Annotated in this window: 14 protein-coding genes; 4 read left to right on the forward strand and 10 right to left on the reverse strand. The window is 33.2% G+C overall.

Annotated elements, in window-relative coordinates; genetic code table 11:
* Positions 1-447 precede the first annotated feature (447 nt).
* Positions 448-1,830: an ammonium transporter gene (locus ACHRV3_RS18640; RefSeq protein ID WP_395435878.1), complete on the reverse strand. Its 1,383-nt coding sequence runs from the start codon at positions 1,828-1,830 to the stop codon at positions 448-450.
* A gap of 263 nt (positions 1,831-2,093) precedes the next feature.
* Entirely contained in the window at positions 2,094-2,585 is a 492-nt protein-coding gene (locus tag ACHRV3_RS18645) for a nuclear transport factor 2 family protein (protein ID WP_395435877.1), read from the reverse strand.
* A gap of 369 nt (positions 2,586-2,954) precedes the next feature.
* Here ACHRV3_RS18645 and ACHRV3_RS18650 point away from each other — a divergent pair, with 369 nt between their 5' ends.
* A complete protein-coding gene (locus ACHRV3_RS18650) occupies positions 2,955-3,635 on the forward strand; it encodes a hypothetical protein (RefSeq protein WP_395435876.1) in 681 nt (226 codons plus the stop codon).
* Between the two features lie 368 nt (positions 3,636-4,003).
* Here ACHRV3_RS18650 and wrbA read toward each other — a convergent pair whose 3' ends face one another.
* Positions 4,004-5,170 carry an NAD(P)H:quinone oxidoreductase gene (wrbA, locus tag ACHRV3_RS18655; RefSeq protein ID WP_230004322.1) on the reverse strand — a complete coding sequence of 389 codons (1,167 nt, stop codon included), beginning with the start codon at positions 5,168-5,170 and terminating at the stop codon, positions 4,004-4,006.
* Positions 5,171-5,397: 227 nt separating this feature from the next.
* Positions 5,398-5,712, reverse strand: coding sequence for an HPF/RaiA family ribosome-associated protein (locus ACHRV3_RS18660; RefSeq protein WP_047777697.1), 315 nt, complete (start codon positions 5,710-5,712; stop codon positions 5,398-5,400).
* 634 nt (positions 5,713-6,346) lie between these two features.
* Here ACHRV3_RS18660 and ACHRV3_RS18665 point away from each other — a divergent pair.
* A complete protein-coding gene (locus tag ACHRV3_RS18665; RefSeq protein ID WP_395435875.1) occupies positions 6,347-6,580 on the forward strand; it encodes a hypothetical protein in 234 nt (77 codons plus the stop codon).
* A 36-nt stretch (positions 6,581-6,616) separates the two neighbouring features.
* On the opposite strand, the gene ACHRV3_RS18670 is transcribed toward ACHRV3_RS18665, so the two are convergent.
* Complete coding sequence (locus ACHRV3_RS18670; RefSeq protein ID WP_395435874.1) at positions 6,617-7,039, reverse strand: very short patch repair endonuclease; 423 nt, start codon at positions 7,037-7,039, stop codon at positions 6,617-6,619.
* Between the two features lie 60 nt (positions 7,040-7,099).
* On the opposite strand from ACHRV3_RS18670, the gene ACHRV3_RS18675 reads away from it, so the two are divergent.
* Entirely contained in the window at positions 7,100-8,113 is a 1,014-nt protein-coding gene (locus ACHRV3_RS18675) for an HNH endonuclease (protein ID WP_395435873.1), read from the forward strand.
* Here the strand turns inward: ACHRV3_RS18675 and ACHRV3_RS18680 are convergent, their stop codons facing one another.
* The 5 genes from ACHRV3_RS18680 to ACHRV3_RS18700 form a co-directional block, all read right to left on the reverse strand.
* Entirely contained in the window at positions 8,114-9,751 is a 1,638-nt protein-coding gene (locus ACHRV3_RS18680; RefSeq protein WP_395435872.1) for a hypothetical protein, read from the reverse strand. It abuts the gene before it with no gap.
* A gap of 3 nt (positions 9,752-9,754) precedes the next feature.
* The gene (locus ACHRV3_RS18685; protein ID WP_395435871.1) at positions 9,755-11,434 is read right to left on the reverse strand and encodes a response regulator receiver domain; all 1,680 of its coding nucleotides are present in this window, start codon (positions 11,432-11,434) and stop codon (positions 9,755-9,757) included.
* 11 nt (positions 11,435-11,445) lie between these two features.
* The gene (locus ACHRV3_RS18690; RefSeq protein WP_395435870.1) at positions 11,446-14,394 is read right to left on the reverse strand and encodes an ATP-binding protein; all 2,949 of its coding nucleotides are present in this window, start codon (positions 14,392-14,394) and stop codon (positions 11,446-11,448) included.
* Positions 14,384-15,454 carry a DNA cytosine methyltransferase gene (locus tag ACHRV3_RS18695; RefSeq protein WP_395435869.1) on the reverse strand — a complete coding sequence of 357 codons (1,071 nt, stop codon included), beginning with the start codon at positions 15,452-15,454 and terminating at the stop codon, positions 14,384-14,386. Before ACHRV3_RS18695 ends, ACHRV3_RS18690 begins: the two co-directional genes overlap by 11 nt.
* 197 nt (positions 15,455-15,651) lie before the next feature.
* Positions 15,652-18,114 (reverse strand): AsmA family protein, encoded by a 2,463-nt coding sequence (locus tag ACHRV3_RS18700; protein WP_395435868.1) that lies wholly within the window; start codon positions 18,112-18,114, stop codon positions 15,652-15,654.
* A 264-nt stretch (positions 18,115-18,378) separates the two neighbouring features.
* Here ACHRV3_RS18700 and trxA point away from each other — a divergent pair, with 264 nt between their 5' ends.
* The gene (gene trxA, locus ACHRV3_RS18705) at positions 18,379-18,696 is read left to right on the forward strand and encodes a thioredoxin (protein WP_012023423.1); all 318 of its coding nucleotides are present in this window, start codon (positions 18,379-18,381) and stop codon (positions 18,694-18,696) included.
* Positions 18,697-18,717 lie beyond the last annotated feature (21 nt).

An 18,717-nucleotide genomic window follows, 5' to 3' on the forward strand; every position in this document is an offset into this window, starting at 1 on the left:
ATCCGTGTTCAATCCGCGTCTTCGCGAAAGCGAATCGGTTTGATCCGCGTGCAAAGCTTGCGCAGAATTAGACGCTGATTATACGGATTTGCTGGAGCAAAGCACTGATAAAAACGGATTTTTTTAAATGTTAGAGCATAAAAAATTAGTGAAAATCAGTGTAATTCGTGTTAGCCTTTTTTAATGATATTCTACTTCTACAGAGCCTAATTCTATTTTTTTGCGGCAAATTTCAAGATTATTCTCAGTTTTAAAATCTAATAGAAGATCCGTGTTCAATCCGCGTCTTCGCGAAAGCGAATCGGTTTGATCCGCGTGCAAAGCTTGCGCAGAATTAGACGCTGATTATACGGATTTGCTGGAGCAAAGCACTGATAAAAACGGATTTTTTTAAGTGTTAGAGCATAAAAAATTAGTGAAAATCAATGTAATTCGTGTTAGTTTTTTTTAATGATATTCTACTTCCGCGACCGCTAATAATTTTGGATCGAGTGTTTCGTCATGTTGTGATAAATCCAAACCAATATGTTCGTTTTCTTCAGAAACACGCAACGGAATAATGAAATTGGTTACTTTGAACAGGAAATATGCTCCGAAGAAAGTAAAGATCGAAACCAAAACCAATGCCATCATATGATGCCCAAATACACTCCAACCACCATGTAATAAACTGGCATTTTCGCCATGAGCAAAGATAGCAGTCAGAATCATTCCCATAATACCACCAACACCGTGACAGGCAAAAACATCTAGCGTATCATCAAATCTTCTGGAAAGACTACAATTGACTACAGAATTGGAGACTAAAGCCGTAATAAATCCAAAAAACATACTCTCAGGAACCGAAACATAACCCGCAGCAGGCGTTATAGAAACCAATCCGACAACAGCTCCGATACAAGCTCCCAAAGCCGAAACTTTTCTGCCGTTCATTCTGTCAAAGAAAACCCAGGTCAACATTGCTGCTGCCGATGCAGTAGTGGTAGTCGCAAATGCCATTGCAGCCGTTCCGTTGGCAGCAAGAGCAGAACCGGCGTTGAATCCGAACCAGCCAAACCACAACATACCCGTTCCTAACAATACAAAAGGAATATTGGTGGGGATATGTAAACTGTTTTTTCTTTTTCCCAAAACCAAAACTCCGGCCAGTGCTGCAAAACCCGAACTCATGTGTACTACAGTTCCTCCGGCGAAATCTTTCACGCCAAAATAACTTCCCAAAATACCGGTCGGATACCAAACCACGTGGCATAAAGGGGCGTAGATGAAAATAGTAAATAAGCTGATAAAAATTAAATAGGAAATAAAACGAACGCGTTCTGCAAATGAACCCGTAATAATCGCCGGAGCAATTATGGCAAACTTCATTTGAAACAAAGCAAATAACATAAACGGAATCGTACTGGCCAGTTTTTTATGTGGAAGAACGCCCACATAATCCATAAAAGCAAAAGTGGTCGGATTGCCAAAGAAACTGTAAAAATGGTCTCCTGAGCCAAAACCGACAGGATCACCAAAAGCCAGACTGAAACCAACTGTTACCCATAAAAGTGTTACAACCCCCAAACAGATAAAACTCTGTAACATAGTCGAAATAACGTTTTTCTTGCCAACCATTCCGCCATAAAAGAAAGACAATCCCGGAGTCATAATCAAAACCAGGCAACAGGATGTCAACATCCAGGCTACATCGGCAGGAACGATATGATCGGTGGTGCCAAATTCAGACAATACATAATTGTTTTCTGTAACAGTTGGCCAAAAGGCTCCCGTAATACAAACAATACTGATAATAATAAAGGAAATGATCCAGCGTTTTTCTATTTTCATTTTTCAAATACTTTGTGTGAACCCTATTTTTTTTAGGGTTAAAGTTATGAAAAAATAAATATTAAGGATTTAATGGCTTGAAAAACAGGGGTTATTGTCTAATTTTAGTTAATTTTTCAAAACAAGGCTCATTTTTTTGATAGTATTCTATTTTGACTATCAAAAAAAGAGCCCTAATTGATAAATGTGTTACAAGTATATGAGAGATTACTTCTATAAGAGGTTCGAAAAGTTATAATTGTAATAAGAAAACGGAGAAATGTTTATTTTTTCTGAAGTTTTGCGATTAATACGTCTTCAATTGGAGTTTTTATTTTAATGGCGGCATCAACTTCGTCATTCGGAACAGTCATGGATAAAACGTAATGTTGAATTTTCCATTCTTTCCCAACTTTTACCAAAACACCTGATCCGCGGCAGATTTTCATTTGTGTATTCAGTAATTCATCAAACCAAGCTGTTTTTCCGGATTTATCAAAAAAGATATGACGTTCTAAGGTGGTGAAATTCCAAGTTGTTCCTTTGTCGAAGAAAGGTTTTGCCCATGTTTTAAAGTCCGGTTTTACCCAATTTTCGGTGGCGTCTGTACCAATGAAAATGGCATCTTCGGCCATTAAATCAAAATAAGCATCGAACTTTACATCGGCAGCAGCCTTGTGCCAACTGTTAAGGGTTTGATTGATTTTGTCTTTTTCGACATTTTGGGCATTCGTAAAAGTGGTGATGAAGAGTAGGAGTAACAGTGCTTTTTTCATAAGTGAGATTATTTGGTTTTAGAGTTAAGAAATATAGTAAAAGTTTTTTAAATCCTATAAGTGATATAAGTTCATATAAACTTTGTGGTTCTGTGTGAGGGTTAACCGCAAGGTGCGCAAAGAATTTTTATTGCTGTGTTTATTTAAACGCTAAGTCCGCAAAGCTTTGTGAAAAAAACTTTGCGCACCTTGCGTAGACCTTTGCGCACCTTGCGGTTAAATCAAGACAAAGATTTCAAACCCATTAAAGTTTAGCATACTATTAATATGAACTTACATCACTTATATGGTTTCAATTTTTTTTAATAAAATACAAATTAGAAATCAATCAAAAACCAGTATATTTGATTACTTTAAAATACTACTGTTATGAACCCGAAAATCTTTATAAGTTCCCTGGTTATCTCTTCTCTAGTTTTAGTGTCTTGTAAAAAAGAACTGGAACCACAGGAGAATACTCCAACATCAGAATTGATAAAATTAGGATTGATGAAAGATACGACGAAAGTCAATCCGGTAGTTCAGGCACCCGTTGCCAATCAAAATACGGTTATGAATGCAACAGGAGGGATAAATCCGGCTCACGGAAAACCCGGACATCGTTGCGATATTGCCGTTGGAGCGCCTTTAAATTCAGCTCCGACACAAGCACAGCAAACGCAGCAAACAACTGCAGGGCAACCGGTACAAGTAAAACCGAATCAGCCTGTAGTTACAACGACAACAACGGCCGCAGCTCCTGTAAAAGTTGCTAAAGGAATGAATCCTTCACACGGACAACCCGGACACAGATGTGATATTCCGGTCGGATCACCATTGAACTCTCCGGCAGGTGCTAAACCAGTGGCGACTTCACAAGCAGGAACCCCTTCACAAAGCGGAACTTCTACACAGAAATTTACCGTAACACCACCAGCTGCAAACAATGCAGTTCCAGCCTTATTAAGTACTGAAACCGAAACAAAAGTAGCCGAAGGAATGAATCCCGCACACGGTCAACCAGGACATCGTTGTGATGTTGCCGTTGGTGCACCTTTACCAAAATCGTAAAACATTATTTCATATAAATAGAAACCCGAATACAGAAGTTTGTATTCGGGTTTTTTATTTTGTCATAGGTTTTTAAGCCTTCTTGCTTTTGGGTTCTAGCAAAATCGCAAAGTTCCCTCTCTCCCCCTCCAAATGTCAGGCTGAGCGAAGTCGAAGCCCCTTTTTAACTTAACGAGCCTTCGACTTCGCTCAGGGTGACAATAGTATAAAATAGAAATTTTATCAGGAAGAGGATTCGTATTTTTTAAAACTGGTTTTAACACAAAGGAGTTGTCAGTTTTTTAACCTTTGTTCCTCTGCACCTTTACACCTCTGCATCTCCAAAAGTTTGGAATTTGGAATTTAAAAAAATTGGAATTTCCAACCCCTTACTCGATTTCAAAAACCGCCTGAATCTCCACAGCCGAATTGATTGGCAAAGAAAAAGCACCAATTGTAGCTCTGGCATGTTTGCCTTTCTCTCCAAAAACCAAAGCAGTAAGATTCGAAGCCGAATTCATGATCGCCGCATGTTGCGTATATTCAGGAGTAGTGTTAAAATAACCCGTTAGTTGCACACATTGTTTTACTTTGTTTAAATCACCACCGCAAGCTTCTTTTAGCACCGCAATTACATTTAGCATCGTTTGATAAGTAGCTTCCTTGGCTTGTTCATCTGTAACGGTTGCGCCAATTTTACCGGGATTTAGAATTTTACCATCTTTTAAAGCCACTTGATTGATGTAAACTTTATGATCAGAAATGGTAAACGGCACATAATTCCCAACCGGTTTTGGAGCCTCCGGAAGTGTAATGTTATTGTCTTTTAACGTTTTATTGATGTCAAAACCAACTTTAGATTCTACCGAAGTTGTTTTTAGAATTTTAGCGCTTTCGGTATTTTTCAATCCTGAAGCAGCTCTGGCCAAAGCTTTTCCTTGTTCCTTCGCTAGATTCAATTCGCTTGGTGAAGGTCTTGTTCCCGTTGATCCTGCCAATGAAGTAGCGCCGAAAGGCGTATTTCCCTGTGGAACGGTTTTGTCTAAAGTTGCAGTTCCCATAATCCCTGTTGGCACAATAATCATCCCGTGTGAGGCAAGGATATTCCAAAAAGATAAAATGGCGGCTTCTTTTCCTGCTCCCGATCCTGCGGACATGAATACGGTTGCCGGTTTTCCTTCTAAAGCTCTTGAAGTCCAAAGTGGGATACTCTGACTGAAAAAAGAATTCATCTCTGCACTGATGTTAGCAAAATGAACGGGGCTTCCAAAAGCGATTCCATCATAATTGACTAATTCTTCTATCGTTGCAACAGGTAATTTTTCTACATCAGCGTTTAATTTTTCTTTTGAATTTATCGAGGGAACTCTTTTAAGTATTGCTTTTGAGTTCGGATAATCCTGAATTCCTTCGGCGATTGCTTTTGCCATTTTATAGGTTCCTCCGTTTTGAGAATGAATCAGAACCAGTACCGTTGTTTCGGTTGTTTTTACTTGCGCATTTACACCAAAGCCAATAAAAATTGCTGTTAGTAATACGAGTAGTTGCTTTTTCATGGATGTATTTTAAATGATTTGTTATTGAAAAACCTAAAACAGTAATCAATTCATGTAAGGTAAAAAAGACTCTCTTTAGGGGCTGCAAATTTACTTCATGCAATACCGAAAACCGTTATTATTATCTTAATTGATTGATAAATTTTGAGAGCAGGAAAAACAGCTGAAAACTAAAAAATGGCATTATCCCGTAAGACAATGCCATTTTTTAGTTGTTAGTATATGAATTAATACGCTTTCATTTTTTCGAAAGTAGTAGTAAGTGATTTTTTAATTTTAGCAGAGGCACCCTGAAAGGCTTTTTCGATACTCTCGGCATGTTCTGTAACTGTAACCGGTTGCAATTTTGCGGTACGAACTTCAATAACACATTTCTTGTCGTGCAGACTGAATTTCTCCCCATTTTCGTCTCCGAAATGTACTTCTATGCGTGTAATTTTGTCTTCAAAACGAGCCAGTGTTTTTTCTAATTCACCAGAAAAATAAGCCTCTAATCTTTCGTGTCCCTCAATGTTTTTGTCGGTGTTAATTTGAATTTTCATATTACTTATTGTTTATATGTTTAATACTTGATTGGTTTAAATCTTGTTTCTCAAAGCTATTATTTTATCAATTAAAAAACAATTGAGTTAATAAAACATTAAGATTTTTTTTTGAGATTTTACGCCTCGTTTGTCAATTTCGGCGCAAGAGGAATTACATGCGAAGTTCCGCAGCAGTAATGAGACTAAATTGTAAGAAACCCATGTAAGTAGCGTAATTTTTTTTGGGTATATTAGCAGTCTTAAATTTTAAGGATCTGAATTCGAAAAACTTCTACCTGTATAGTATGCTGGTGGTATTGGAAACAACTGCAACGCCAACTTAACAGCGTAGGACAGCTAAGCTATACGGGTTTTATATTTTGTGGTTTGTCTTCTTTATTGGTTTTATTTTGTATCCAAAAAACGAAAGAAGGGATTCTAATGAACAGTTATAAAATAGCAGAAGTCATGAATTAAGGAAATTGCTTACATTTTTTTAAGTTTTGTATGTTTGCAGTCCTAAACTTTCAGATTATGATTTTAAAAGATTTTCCCGCATGGTATGCTGGTGGTATTGGAAACAACCGCAACGCTCTGAAAGGCGTAGGACAGCTAATCTATGCGGGTTTTATATTTCCTAAACTTTCAGATTATGAGTACAAACACCCTTTCGAAAGAAACAGAATTAAGATTAATTGATTTCTTTAATGAATCAATTGATCTTAAAAGTATGGCTAAAACAATTCGTCAAGTAAATTATCTGCTTGCCTTAAATGTTATGCGAGAAAATGAATCCTTACAGTCGGATCAATTAAATCTCGACGACAGTTTCTACTGGCTGAATAAATTAGCTGAGGTTCTGGATCCTTATTTGGATGTTGAATGATTCAATGTAAAAAAGCCACTGAGAAAGTGGCTTTTTTTATTTTGAGGGTTGTCTTTCGATTATTGTTTGCTGAATTTCCAAGATGCAAGAATTGAGGTTTTTCTTTATATTGTCGCTCCAGAAGCGCAGAACTTTCCAGTTTTGAGATTCTAAAAATGCATTTACTTCAATATCCCGCTGTATGTTTCTTTCGATTTTTTTGATCCAGAATTCAGCATTGGTTTGTGGTTTCTTTCTGGTTTCCCAATCTTTCCCATGAAAGAATTCTGAATCTACAAAAATGGCTATTTTTAGCTTCTTGAAGGTTAGATCGGGTTTGCCGAAGACACTCTTATTATTTTTTCGATATCTGTATCCTAAATTCCATAATGCTTTTGCCAAACAAACTTCTTGTTTGGTATTTGTGCTACGGACAGCTTGCATGTTTTTGGAGCGCTGTTCTGGAGTTAATTTGTCCATATTTTAAAGATAATTAACGTATCTAAAAATAAAAACTTATTTTTAGATAAAATTAAACAAATGCCTAAGTTAGAAAATACCACATCGTATTGGGCTTTAAAATCGGTTTCGGATGAAGAACAGTCATACAAAAGTAATGACGGTTATGCAGATGAATTTAAAATTAAATATGTTTATGACAATTCGGTTCCAAATCATAAACAAATTAAAACTGGTGATATTGTCGCAATTGTAAATAAAAAAGAAGTTTTAGGTCTGGCCAAAATCTCAAGGATTATTTTAAATGATTCTACTAAAGATAGGAGAAGATGTCCAATTTGTGGGAATACAAATTATGAAGAGAGAAAAACTAAGCTGCCGAAATTTAGATGCAATCAGGGACATGAATTCGAAGAGCCTATTTCTGAAATTGTTAACGTTGTAAGATATCAAGCTTTTTATGGTAGTACTTTCATTATTCCGAAAGAAAAAGTTCAAGTAAGTAAACTAAGACCATATTTTGATAAAAAATACAATAGAAATATGTCCATGCAAAGCTTGTCGGAATCTTTTTTTGAGGATTATTTTAAGACTGAAATTGAACAACTAAAAACAGAATTAAGTTATCCGAATGCAGAGGATTCCGAGAATTATTTAAGTGAAATTTTATCTGATGATTATTTTCCAAGGGAAAATGATGAAAGAGTAAAAGTATATAAGTCTATTATACAACGAAGAGGGCAAAAGAAATTCAGAGATGAAGTAAGGGAAATGTATGACAATAAATGTGTTATTACCGGTTGTGAAATACTGGATATATTAGAAGCAGCTCACATTAATCCTTACAAAGGAGAAAAAGATAATCATGCTACAAATGGTTTGCTGCTTAGAGCTGATATTCATACTCTTTTTGATTTAGATTTGATTGGAATTGAACCTACTGAGTTAAAAGTATATTTGAGTAAAACTATTAAAAAAGACGGTTACCAAGTTTTGGAAAATAAATCTTTGCAATTAATACTTAAACATAAAAGACCGAGTAAAGAAGCATTAAACTTGAGATGGGAAAAATTTTCAAAAAACAATAATTTATAATTATGGTTTAGTTTTACACTCAACTTTAAAAGTATGAAGGCTTATTTCTTCCTCCGCAATGTTTATATTTTTACTTCTTGGGGAATCTGTTTCAAGTTTTAATTTTAGTTCCATAATTGGATCGTCAAGAGTTAATTTTAGTTTGTTTAAAGCTAAAATATGATACCATGAACCCCAAGTTGCATTCTCATTTATTTCTTTATCTGAAAAATGAGTATTATATCTTCCAATTACGAAGATACTACAATTATTGAAGTTTTTGTATTCATAAATTCCTAATGCATTTAAAATTTCTTTTTGGTTAGTTATATCTTTCCATCGAACAATTTTGTTTACCCATTCATTGGCCATACTACATAAATTTTTGGATCTTGAGTTTCGTTCTTTTAAATTTGTAGAATATTTATCTTGCCATTTTAATTGTATTAATGCCAAATGCTTACTTTTTGGATCAAAAAGGGCGGCGTCAATATCGGTGTCTATGCCTTCATTCTTTATTTTGATCTTGACACTTCTATTAATTTTTATAATCCTTTCTTCTTCAAACAATGAATATAATTCATTTCTGAATATATCTTCTCTCATGTTTAAACCTCTTGAATAATCAGCTGAATATTTAATGCTGAGAGATTTTTGCAGAAATGTTATTGGATGGTAAAGACACCCCTTTATAGATCTTAATGTATATAAATTGCTTATTTTAATAAAAGGAGGAGAGAATGATTTATCTGCTTTTAAATAGTGATGTATGTTTTCCGGAGTTACAGTTAAAAGATTAAAAATTTCACGAATATTATTTATGGGAATTTGCAAGTAGTCTGAATATTGGTCAATTATAGTTTCTTGAATATCACAGGTAGGCAAAAGATCAATTACATTTATATCTTTACTTTCATTTAGGATGGAACACGCATCTACGTGTTTTAGAGCTACACCCATTAAGCTTTGTACTACAGTGACATGTTGTTTGTATGGTATGCCTCCAAATTCAAAATTTTCATCAAAGTCATCAAAAAGTTGTGAAGTATTTAAATGAATATTGCCTTTGATATTATAATGATCGTCAATTTCAGGTGTTGAGTCGTAACCGATGTAATTAAACTTGCCAATAAATACTTTTTTCTTGAATTTATCTTTTATTTTTTTGTTCCAGTATTCTGCTTTTTCGCTACTATTATCGTATAAATTTTGTTTTTCTTGAAAATACGATTCGAATTGTGTCATTTCATATTTATCGGTTGCTACTAAATTTGAATCGACTTCTACGATATACTCTTCTGGTTTTTTAATTTTAATAGTTGCTAAATTTTGGAAATTCATTTCTGAAAACCTTTCAACCATTCTATATTGGCCGTAACTTTTTAAGTTATTGAAACAGTAATCAAAATCAGATTGATTTGTCTGAAACTTACTCAGAAAATCATAGTTTATATCAAGCTTTTGATAAACTCTATTTAAAATTTGTGAAAACCCGTAATCCATATATAAGTCCCACTTTTCTTTTTGGTCGTAATTGCCAATAAAAAGATAATCTAAAGTTCTAATAAAATGAACAAGTAGTCCAATACTTATTTGATTATCTAAAAATGAGTTTAGGTAATTAAGCTCTTTTTCTAGTGATTTTTCAAAAGACTCCAATTTTTATTTTTTAACATAATCAATTCCAACTCTCATGGGGTATCCGAAAGCTTCATTTGCTATACGCTGGGTATAATTTTCTTTTATGCTATCAATAAATTTGAATTCCAAGTTGGTGCCATAATAGTTTGCATTAATTTTATCGGTAAATTTATTATTAGGGACCAACATTGTGAACGGTTGGCAAAATTCTTTCATTATCCAATTAATGGCAATAATTTCGGTAGAGTTGTCTTCTTTTACAAACGATATGAATTTACCATCGGTTTTCTTTAAAACACTTTCTTGTGATTCTTCTTTTTTCCCTTCAACAAACCAAAATTGATTTTTAATTTTTTCTTTAGGTCTTAAACAATCGCAATGTGGGGTAATACATATAAAAAAACGTTCCAATAAAATTGGCTTTTGGTCTTTATCAAAACTAGGAATATTTGTTTTAAAAACGTCACCAAATCTTAAAAAATCATTTGTTAATCGATGATTAATATTTATTCTATTATAAAAGTAATTTAATTTAAAAACTTCTTTTTTAAAAGTTTGAATGTTTCCACCAGCTTCAAAACCCGCAAGTTTTGCTCGTCCGTCTATCGAGATGAAATATTCTTCTAATACGTCAAATAAGTCAAGATTTTTTTCATACATAAAAGTTGCTACTTGATCCTTTAATATTTCTCTTAAAAAATCAAAGAATATATATGGATGTTCTCCATTGTTGTTTTTGTGATAAAAAAATGCATTTTCACTTAAGTCATCAAAATCCTTTCCAATGAATGCTGAATTCTCTCGAAATCTGTTTCGCATTTCTAATCCCATTAAAGAAAGAAATATATTTTTTTCTTTAAGAAATGAGGATAAGAAAGAGGTGTAAAGTTGATCTCCAGTCACTACATCTTTTTTAAAGATTTTTATAATTGTATGCCCGATATAGAATGTATTATCATCATCTAAAGATTTTTTAAAAAAATTATGATTAGAATGTTTTGAGAAAATTAGGTTTTCTTTTGATAATGCAGTTCTTAATCTTGCAAATGCGGACATAAGATTCAGTGAATCTAAATCTATAATAGATTTAATAATTTCAGGTTCTAAATTATAGTAAATTCTAAACTCTTCAATTTGGCTTTCAATGTCATTTTCTTTAGCATTGATTATATTGTTTATTGATGTATCTAGTTGTTCCCACTCTTCTTCATGATAATCAAAATCCCAATACTCATTTAGATTTGTGTCATTTAGGGAGTCTCTTATTTCATTTTTCACAACTTCATTAATATTTCCTAAAAAGAATCTATTAATTTCGTTTTTTACAGCATCTAGTGCCTCCTTAGTATATATGCATATGAAATGAAGACTTTTTTCTGATACAGCTTCGTCTAATATTTTTAATGCCTCAGAATGATCTTCTTTAACAAGTTGCCAATCCAAGATTAATAAATCTTTGTTCTTTAAGTAAAATTTTTTGTTTTCTTTCCAACCTTTTTTTGTGAATTTAAAAGAGTGCAGCAAACATCTATTTTTTTTAAAATCATTAAAAAGGGTTATTGTTCTATTATTGTCATCTTTATATTTTGAATTTTTAGATTTAAAATTTTCCAATGCGTGATCATCAATAAAAATAGCTGAATTTATAGTTTCCTTAATGATATTTTTAGCAACGTCGTTAAATGTAAGTGGTATACTCATATTTTTAAATTCTATTTAATTGGGCTTATTATGAATGAAGCACCATTTAAAATGTTGAACTTCTTATCGTTTGTAGCTTTAATGTCAAATCCAACAGTATTTAGGCTATCTTTTGAGAGGTATAAACCTATTCCACGACCTTTTTCTCTTCTTGTATAAAATAAATCAAAAATCTCTTCCAGTCTTGCGTCTTTAATTTGAATTCCATTATTGCAAATTATCATCGTTTTTGATTCTTCTATATAATCAAGTAAGATTTCTGGATTATTTGAAGATCTAACCCAATAAATAGCATTATTTATGACATTCACAAAGACAGGAAATAAAACAGATTCAAATGAGTATGTCTCAGAATTATCAAATAATTTACTGGAATGAAAATTGATTTTTTCGTCTTTGAACGTTTCTTCAAAAAAGTTTTTTAAGTACTCTTTTATCTCAAATCCTTTAATGTATTTCTTTGTTCTTTTTGATTTTCTGTAAAGAGGATTTAGAGATTGATATTTTGTGTCTAAATGCTCAAAGGCATTTTTAAGATATTTGAAGTGTTTATTAGCCTCGTTACTATCTTTTAAATATTTTTGAATTTCATTAATTGATGTACTAAGCTGGCTATACATTGTATTTAATTCATGATTTATAATTTCCACTGAAATACCTAATTGAGCTAAATTTTTAAAATCACCAAGTTCTTTTAACGCTTTTTCATACCTATTCTTATAGTAACCAACTAATGCATCATCATCTATTTCAAAATTAATTCTTAAAAGATGATCTGACTTTGCATCAAGAACGGTTTGATATTTTAAACGTAAATCAGAAAATTCAAATTCTAAATTTTGCAGACTTCTTTCCAGATTTTCTCTTGAAGCAGGAAAAGGGACGTTGTCTTTGTATATTCTATCTAAGTTACTTTTAAAAGTAATTTCAGTTTTTTCAAATTCAATATCTATGTTTTCGAATGCTTTTTTTAAATCTAATTTACTTTTAGATGTAATTTCATTTAATAATGCATTGTAATTACGAAATTTGTTTTCATATTCTTTTAATAGCTGTTCTTCTGCTATCTTATCGTGTGCTTCCTTTCTAATTTTATTAATAGAGTCAAACTCTAATTTAGAAGTATTATAGATTTCGTTGACTTCTTCGAATCTTTCACGATCTCTAGAATCCATTGAAAATCTCTTTGGTTTTTTGGGCTCTAAGTTTTCAAAATCAGCCTTTAATTTGTCGATTTGTCTGAGTAATTGTTGTATATCTTGATAGATAACATTTGAATCGTGTAGCTTGTCTTTTAGTTCAGTTTTAAGAATAAGATATTTAGAATTAAAATTTGCTAATTCATTAGGGAAAGCTTTTAGATAACTTTTAAATTTGTTTTTTTCTTCTTTTTCAAGTTTTTGTTCTTCAATTTCTGAAGCTTTAGCATCTTTAAATTCTTCTAACTGTTTTTTCTTTATATCTTGTTTCGCATCAGTTCCGAAATATTCCTTTGCAAGATTCAAGAATAGACCTATGAGATCCATTTTGAATTCTCGGTATGCTTTGTTTTTTATGAATCCTTCCCTTCCTGCTTTATCATTTAATGGACGGTTATTTTCTCTTTTTAAGTCAATATAACCAAACATTCTTCTATAACTAAAAAAATAAGATCCAGCCCTTCTAGTTCTTCTCTCTTCAAATTCTAAAAAATCCGAGTGAGGTCGACCATAAGGTAAAACTCTTAAATCATCACGATAAATATATAATCCTCCAAAAGCTTTTAATTTTGCATCAATATATCTAAAAATGTTTTCATCAAGTGATGTTTCTGTAATACCAGGAACATAACCCAGTTTTAATTTAAATGTTCCGTAGGAAGATTTTTGATTAATAGGTTTATTGGGACGATAAATATAGTCAGTAACAATTTCATTATAGATTCTTATCGTACCTCTAAATGTTCCGAATTCATCAAACTCTCCATCAATTAGATGATCTGAATTATTAAAATCATCTAATGTAAAGAATGAATTATTGCTTATAAAATCTCTTTCTCCTGTATTATCTTTAATTATAAAACTTGTATCAAGAAACGTGTTATCATTATCATATTTAAATTCATTAAAAAAACCAACTAGGCCGGTTCTAATATCTTCAACGGTTTCGATATCCTCATCGTCTGAGTTGTTTTGTTGATTTGCCCATTTTTTTAATAGTAGAAATTGTTCATCTGGTTCAAAAATTACAAACTTTGTTCCATGTATTTCATCTGTATCTCCTATGAAATCATTAATTAATTCATCAGTAAAGAAAGATGGTAAAGTTAATTCTTGAGTGCTTTTGATAATTTTATCGAGTAATTCTTTTTGATCAGCCCAATGAGCGAAATTCTTTTCTGTTTCTTTTTTTGCGCTTTCGATATTGGGATTATTAGAGTAGAAATTTGCTAAAAAATCTTTCTTTAAAGTTTCTAAGCATTGAAAAAAATCAATTTCATTCTTAATTGAAATTATAGGAATATTAACATTGTCTAAAAAAAGATTATAGTTTTCTAAAACTCTCCAATCAAAATAAAGAGCTTGTAATGGATGTCCAATTTTTTTAGTAAGCATTAACATTGGTGAGCCTAAATATGAAACAGATAGCCTTCCTATTCCTTTTTCTCCCATTATTGGTCGTGGCTCTTTCCATAGTGTATCAATTCCTTTTTCAGGAGGTTTGTTTCTACTTTTAGAGTCAGTTCCTAAAATTAACCATTTGTTTTCTAGTTCATCATGAGACATTCCTTTTCCGTTATCTGAGAGAACAAAAAAAGGTTTTTCTACATCTTCGTAGCCTTTTGTATAGAGAATCGCTTTTAATTGATTAGCGTAAGCGTCATAGCCATTTTTCCACAATTCACTTATGGCTGTAGGTAAATCGGCAATTTGTCCTTTCCCTAATAAATCGACTGCTCTTGCTTTGGTTCTAAATTGCATTTTGATGATTTATTATTATTGCCTTAGCAATTGCTTCGGCATATTTAGGTGGTACAGCATTTCCAATCATACGCGCTGTATTTGCAATGGTCTTAGTTTTAAATGCATAATCTTTTGGGAAGGATTGTAAGACAGCCCCTTCTCTTAAAGAAATGGCACGATCTTCATCAGGATGACCAAATCTACCGTTTGAAAAGCTGAAAAATTTAGTTGTAATAGTTGGTGATGGTCGTTCCCACCACATTCTACCATAAATATCTTTGAATCCTTTTGTATTGCCATAATGACACTTAGGGGCTAATTCTTTGTTAAAAACATAAGCCATTCGAGTTCCTCCGTTTTTTTGCGTGAGGGCGAGTCTCTTTAGGTTAATTTCGGATAAACCGGATGTTGTATGCATAAAATCACTGGAATCTTTATTTCCAGGGTTTATTTTTGGAAACCCATTATGTTCTCCTATGACATCTTTTACTGTTATTTTTTCACCAAGAGCACGAACCGGAGCTAATTCATCTTCTGTAATTCGGTTTGCTATAAGTGTAAATCGTTTGCGATATTGTGGTACACCGTAATTACTTACTTCATGAATTTTACAATGTACTTTGTATTTGTTTCCTTCTTTTAACCAATCGATAAAATCCTGTAGTCCACTTTCTTCTTTTTTTCTGAAAACACCCGGTACATTTTCAACTACTACATAACCAGGCATAAAGTATTCTACAAAACGCCTGAATTCTTTTAATAGATCTTTTGATTTTTCAGATTTTTGTTTTTTTGTATTTATAACACTCCAGAATTGGCATGGGCTGCAACCTATTAGAATTAAATTATCATCATCTTTTTTCAAGTTAAGATGGTCTTCAAGTTCTTTAGGTTGATATTCAAAAACATCTGCATGTATAAATTTTGCTCCTTTAATATTTGCTTCATAAGTTTCTTGACACGTATTGTCGTAATCAATACCGGCAAGAATTTTAACTCCTGCTTTTTGCATTCCGTGGCTCATTCCACCACCTGAGCAAAAGAAATCGACAGCTTTAAGATTGGATTTTTTTTTCATAATTAAATAATCTTGAAATATGAATTATTTATTCCCGGTTTTTGAAACAGAGATAATAGTTGTAAATGTTTTCAAGAGATTTTTGATAATCAAAATTGGGACTTTTTTTAAAGTTTTTCTTTTTTCTCCAAATTTATTTAATAAAAGATATAAAACAATGTTTTTGTTGAAAATTCTGATGTTTTAGAAGGAAAAATTTACTTCCCCCTCTTCCCCCACTTAATCTTCATCTTCCCCTCATCATCCAGCGCAATCAAATGCAGCACAATCCCACGTTCCCGAACCGCATCACGCTCAGCTTTGCTGGCGAGTTTTACATCGTTTTTGGAATTTCGTAAAGGAATGGTGAGGGCCAGATTGGTACCACGGCCAAAGGAATAAATCCCTTCGACGTCGAAGTTTAAAACACTCGAACTGATGGTTAAATTATGAACGTCGATTCTTTCTCCGCGTAGATTTACATTACCCGACAAATCGCTGAAAGTAATGTTTTTGACATCGCGAAATGGAAACGCAAACTTGCCAATCCTTACAATGGGTTCAAAGTCCAGTAAGGCACCCTGATTGACAGTAAAGCCCAGATTTCCGGTCATAGAATTGGTGATGAGTTCGCCTTTGTCGTTGATTAAACCGGTAACATTGGCATGGGAACTGAGTTTTCCTTTGATGTCTTTTGGACTAAAAGAACGGATTCCGAAATTGTTGAACGAACGCAGAAAACTTGCAATATCAACCCGATTAACCTGTGCGTTAGATTGAAAGGTATAATTGTTCCCTCGTGGCTCAATCGACCCGCTAAAAGCAATCGATCCGCCGGAAGTTTGTAACGAACCGTTTTTTAAAGATAGCTTCGAATTAATCATCTGGATTGTCGCTGAGGTATTGGTAGCGGTTAGTTTTCCGTAATTGATTTTGTCGGCTTTGAGGTTAATAACAACGGCACATTTCTCGATTACGGAGCGCATTTGATTCGAAAAATTGACATTTTTAACCGGTTTTTGCGCTACTTTTTTGGATTGGGAGTTTTTTAGAATTCCCAGAAATTGTTTGACGTCGATATTCGGGCAATAGATGTTCCAGTTGATCACCATTTTTTCGGGAGCATCGTAATAGAGATTCAGGAAATTATCGATTTTTCCGTCTATGCGAAAACTGTTGTTTTTATGTTTGTAGGTAATTTGTTTGATGAGTAGTGCTTCTTGAGTAAAGTTGAGCTGAATGTTGGTTTCTTTAGCATGAATCTTTTTAGGAATATAATCAAAAGAAGCGTTGCTGATATTGACATCACCGGTAAATCGGGGTTTGGTGATGTACAAATCGACAATATTAAATTGAAATTTCAAACCCGCATGCGCATGACCACTTGTAAAATTGATCCATTTGTCACTGCACATTTCGTTGATATTCTGAATGTCAAAATCGGAACTCATGTTTCCTGTAGCAATGGGATTTTCTAAATTATTGATGACAACTTGCGGAATTTTAATGGGCATTTTTTGATATTTCCCAAAGAAATGACTCAGAACAATAGCTGAATTGGCATCATTGAAGCCTTCTTTTGGCTTGAAATTATTGGTAAAAATCCCCTTGAAATTACAATCGGTAAAAAGTCCGTCGGGAATAGTGAGTTCATTATTGGCGACTTCGGCCTGAACGACAATTCTGGGGTCGCCCTGATCATTAAAATCCCCTTTGATGTCGCAATTGACTTTGATTTCTTTTTTTAAATTAAATCGGTTAAGCTTAGAACTGATGTTATCCGATAATAAGTTCGACGCATTTTGCCATAAAATGGTAGTTCCGATATTGATTCCGAAAGGTGAATTTGTTTTGCCAACCGTAAAAAAAGCAATGATGTCAAAAGAATCCGTTCCGATTTGTAAGCCTTGGGTGTCTACGCTTATTTTTTGGTTTTCAGACGAGTACGAAATGTCAAAAGTACCTTGAAGTATTTTTTGCTTGGCAAAACTCCCATGAACGGTATTGAACGCTAAACTTTTAACAGTAGTCTTTAAAAACAAATCCGTTTGCCAGTCGTCACCATCGTAATCTACCTTTGATTTTAAACTCGCAACATCAAAATCAAAAAGTTTATGACCAACACGATTGTCCAGAATAAAATGAACGTTGTTGAGGTTGATTTGACCAATTGTGGTTTCTGTTTCAGATTTGTTTTCCGGTGATTTTTTCTTTTTAGATTTAAAAATATCAGAATTAGAATAACCGTTTGCGGCTTTGTAGAGATAAATGTCGGCTTCGTTGATCAGGATTTTACGAATGTTGATTTCGTGTTGCAGCAAACTCCAGACATTCAAACGGACTTCAATTTCTTTTGCTTTTAATAGGGTATGGTGGTGCGTTTTCCATTGTTTGTCTTTGAGTTCGACTTCTTTTAAGGCCAGCGTAAAGTTCGGAAAACCAGTTAAAAACTTGTATTGAAAATCGCCAATATGAAATTCTCCATTGATATTTTCGTTGATTTTAGCATTGATTTTGGCTATAATTTCCGGTTTATTCCGATTGAAATAAAAAGACAAAGCGCCCGAAGTAATAAAAAGGAGCGTTATACATCCTAAGACAAAAAGGCCAAAGCGTTTCGCATATTTTTTAAAATGCACTGATTGCAAAAAATCTTTTATTTGAAGTAAAGTTGCTTTCATCTGAACGAATTTTCCGAATTATTAAAGATACATTAAAAAAGGAAAGTATTTTTAAAAAGATGTCTTTTAATGACTTGTAATTCAGGGTGTGGGAATAAAGAATTTACTATTGGTATAATTTATGACAATGCATTTATAATGAAAACTAATTTACGAATGGCGCTTGATTGGTTTTAAATTTCTAAATTTGTACCCAAGTTAAAGAACTAATTAGAAAATGTTCCCGGAGAATTATCAAAGGGATGAACTTTAAATGAAATTATTATGGCATTAGCAATCACAGATGCTACTTTTGATGAAGTAGTTTTGAAATCAGATAAACCGGTAATGGTAGATTTTTGGGCAGCATGGTGCGGTCCTTGTCGTATGGTTGGTCCAATCATTGACCAATTAAGTGACGAATACGCAGGAAAAGTAGTTGTTGGGAAAGTAGATGTAGATGCAAACCAGGAATTTGCTGCAAAATATGGTGTGCGTAACATACCAACTGTTTTGGTTTTTCATAACGGTGAAGTAGTAGGGAAACAAGTAGGAGTTGCTCCGAAACAAACCTATGCAGATAGTTTAGACGCTTTGTTGTAATCGTAAGATTATAATTTATAC

It is taken from the genome of Flavobacterium sp. FlaQc-49 (assembly GCF_044005985.1).
Classification (GTDB): domain Bacteria; phylum Bacteroidota; class Bacteroidia; order Flavobacteriales; family Flavobacteriaceae; genus Flavobacterium; species Flavobacterium cupriresistens.

Coding starts and splice junctions, on each gene's coding strand:
- ACHRV3_RS18640 (WP_395435878.1), bottom strand. CDS start 1,830: ATGAAAATAGAAAAACGCTGGATCATTTCCTTTATTATTATCAGTATT.
- ACHRV3_RS18645 (WP_395435877.1), bottom strand. CDS start 2,585: ATGAAAAAAGCACTGTTACTCCTACTCTTCATCACCACTTTTACGAAT.
- ACHRV3_RS18650 (WP_395435876.1), top strand. CDS start 2,955: ATGAACCCGAAAATCTTTATAAGTTCCCTGGTTATCTCTTCTCTAGTT.
- wrbA (WP_230004322.1), bottom strand. CDS start 5,170: ATGAAAAAGCAACTACTCGTATTACTAACAGCAATTTTTATTGGCTTT.
- ACHRV3_RS18660 (WP_047777697.1), bottom strand. CDS start 5,712: ATGAAAATTCAAATTAACACCGACAAAAACATTGAGGGACACGAAAGA.
- ACHRV3_RS18665 (WP_395435875.1), top strand. CDS start 6,347: ATGAGTACAAACACCCTTTCGAAAGAAACAGAATTAAGATTAATTGAT.
- ACHRV3_RS18670 (WP_395435874.1), bottom strand. CDS start 7,039: ATGGACAAATTAACTCCAGAACAGCGCTCCAAAAACATGCAAGCTGTC.
- ACHRV3_RS18675 (WP_395435873.1), top strand. CDS start 7,100: ATGCCTAAGTTAGAAAATACCACATCGTATTGGGCTTTAAAATCGGTT.
- ACHRV3_RS18685 (WP_395435871.1), bottom strand. CDS start 11,434: ATGAGTATACCACTTACATTTAACGACGTTGCTAAAAATATCATTAAG.
- ACHRV3_RS18690 (WP_395435870.1), bottom strand. CDS start 14,394: ATGCAATTTAGAACCAAAGCAAGAGCAGTCGATTTATTAGGGAAAGGA.
- ACHRV3_RS18695 (WP_395435869.1), bottom strand. CDS start 15,454: ATGAAAAAAAAATCCAATCTTAAAGCTGTCGATTTCTTTTGCTCAGGT.
- ACHRV3_RS18700 (WP_395435868.1), bottom strand. CDS start 18,114: ATGAAAGCAACTTTACTTCAAATAAAAGATTTTTTGCAATCAGTGCAT.
- trxA (WP_012023423.1), top strand. CDS start 18,379: ATGGCATTAGCAATCACAGATGCTACTTTTGATGAAGTAGTTTTGAAA.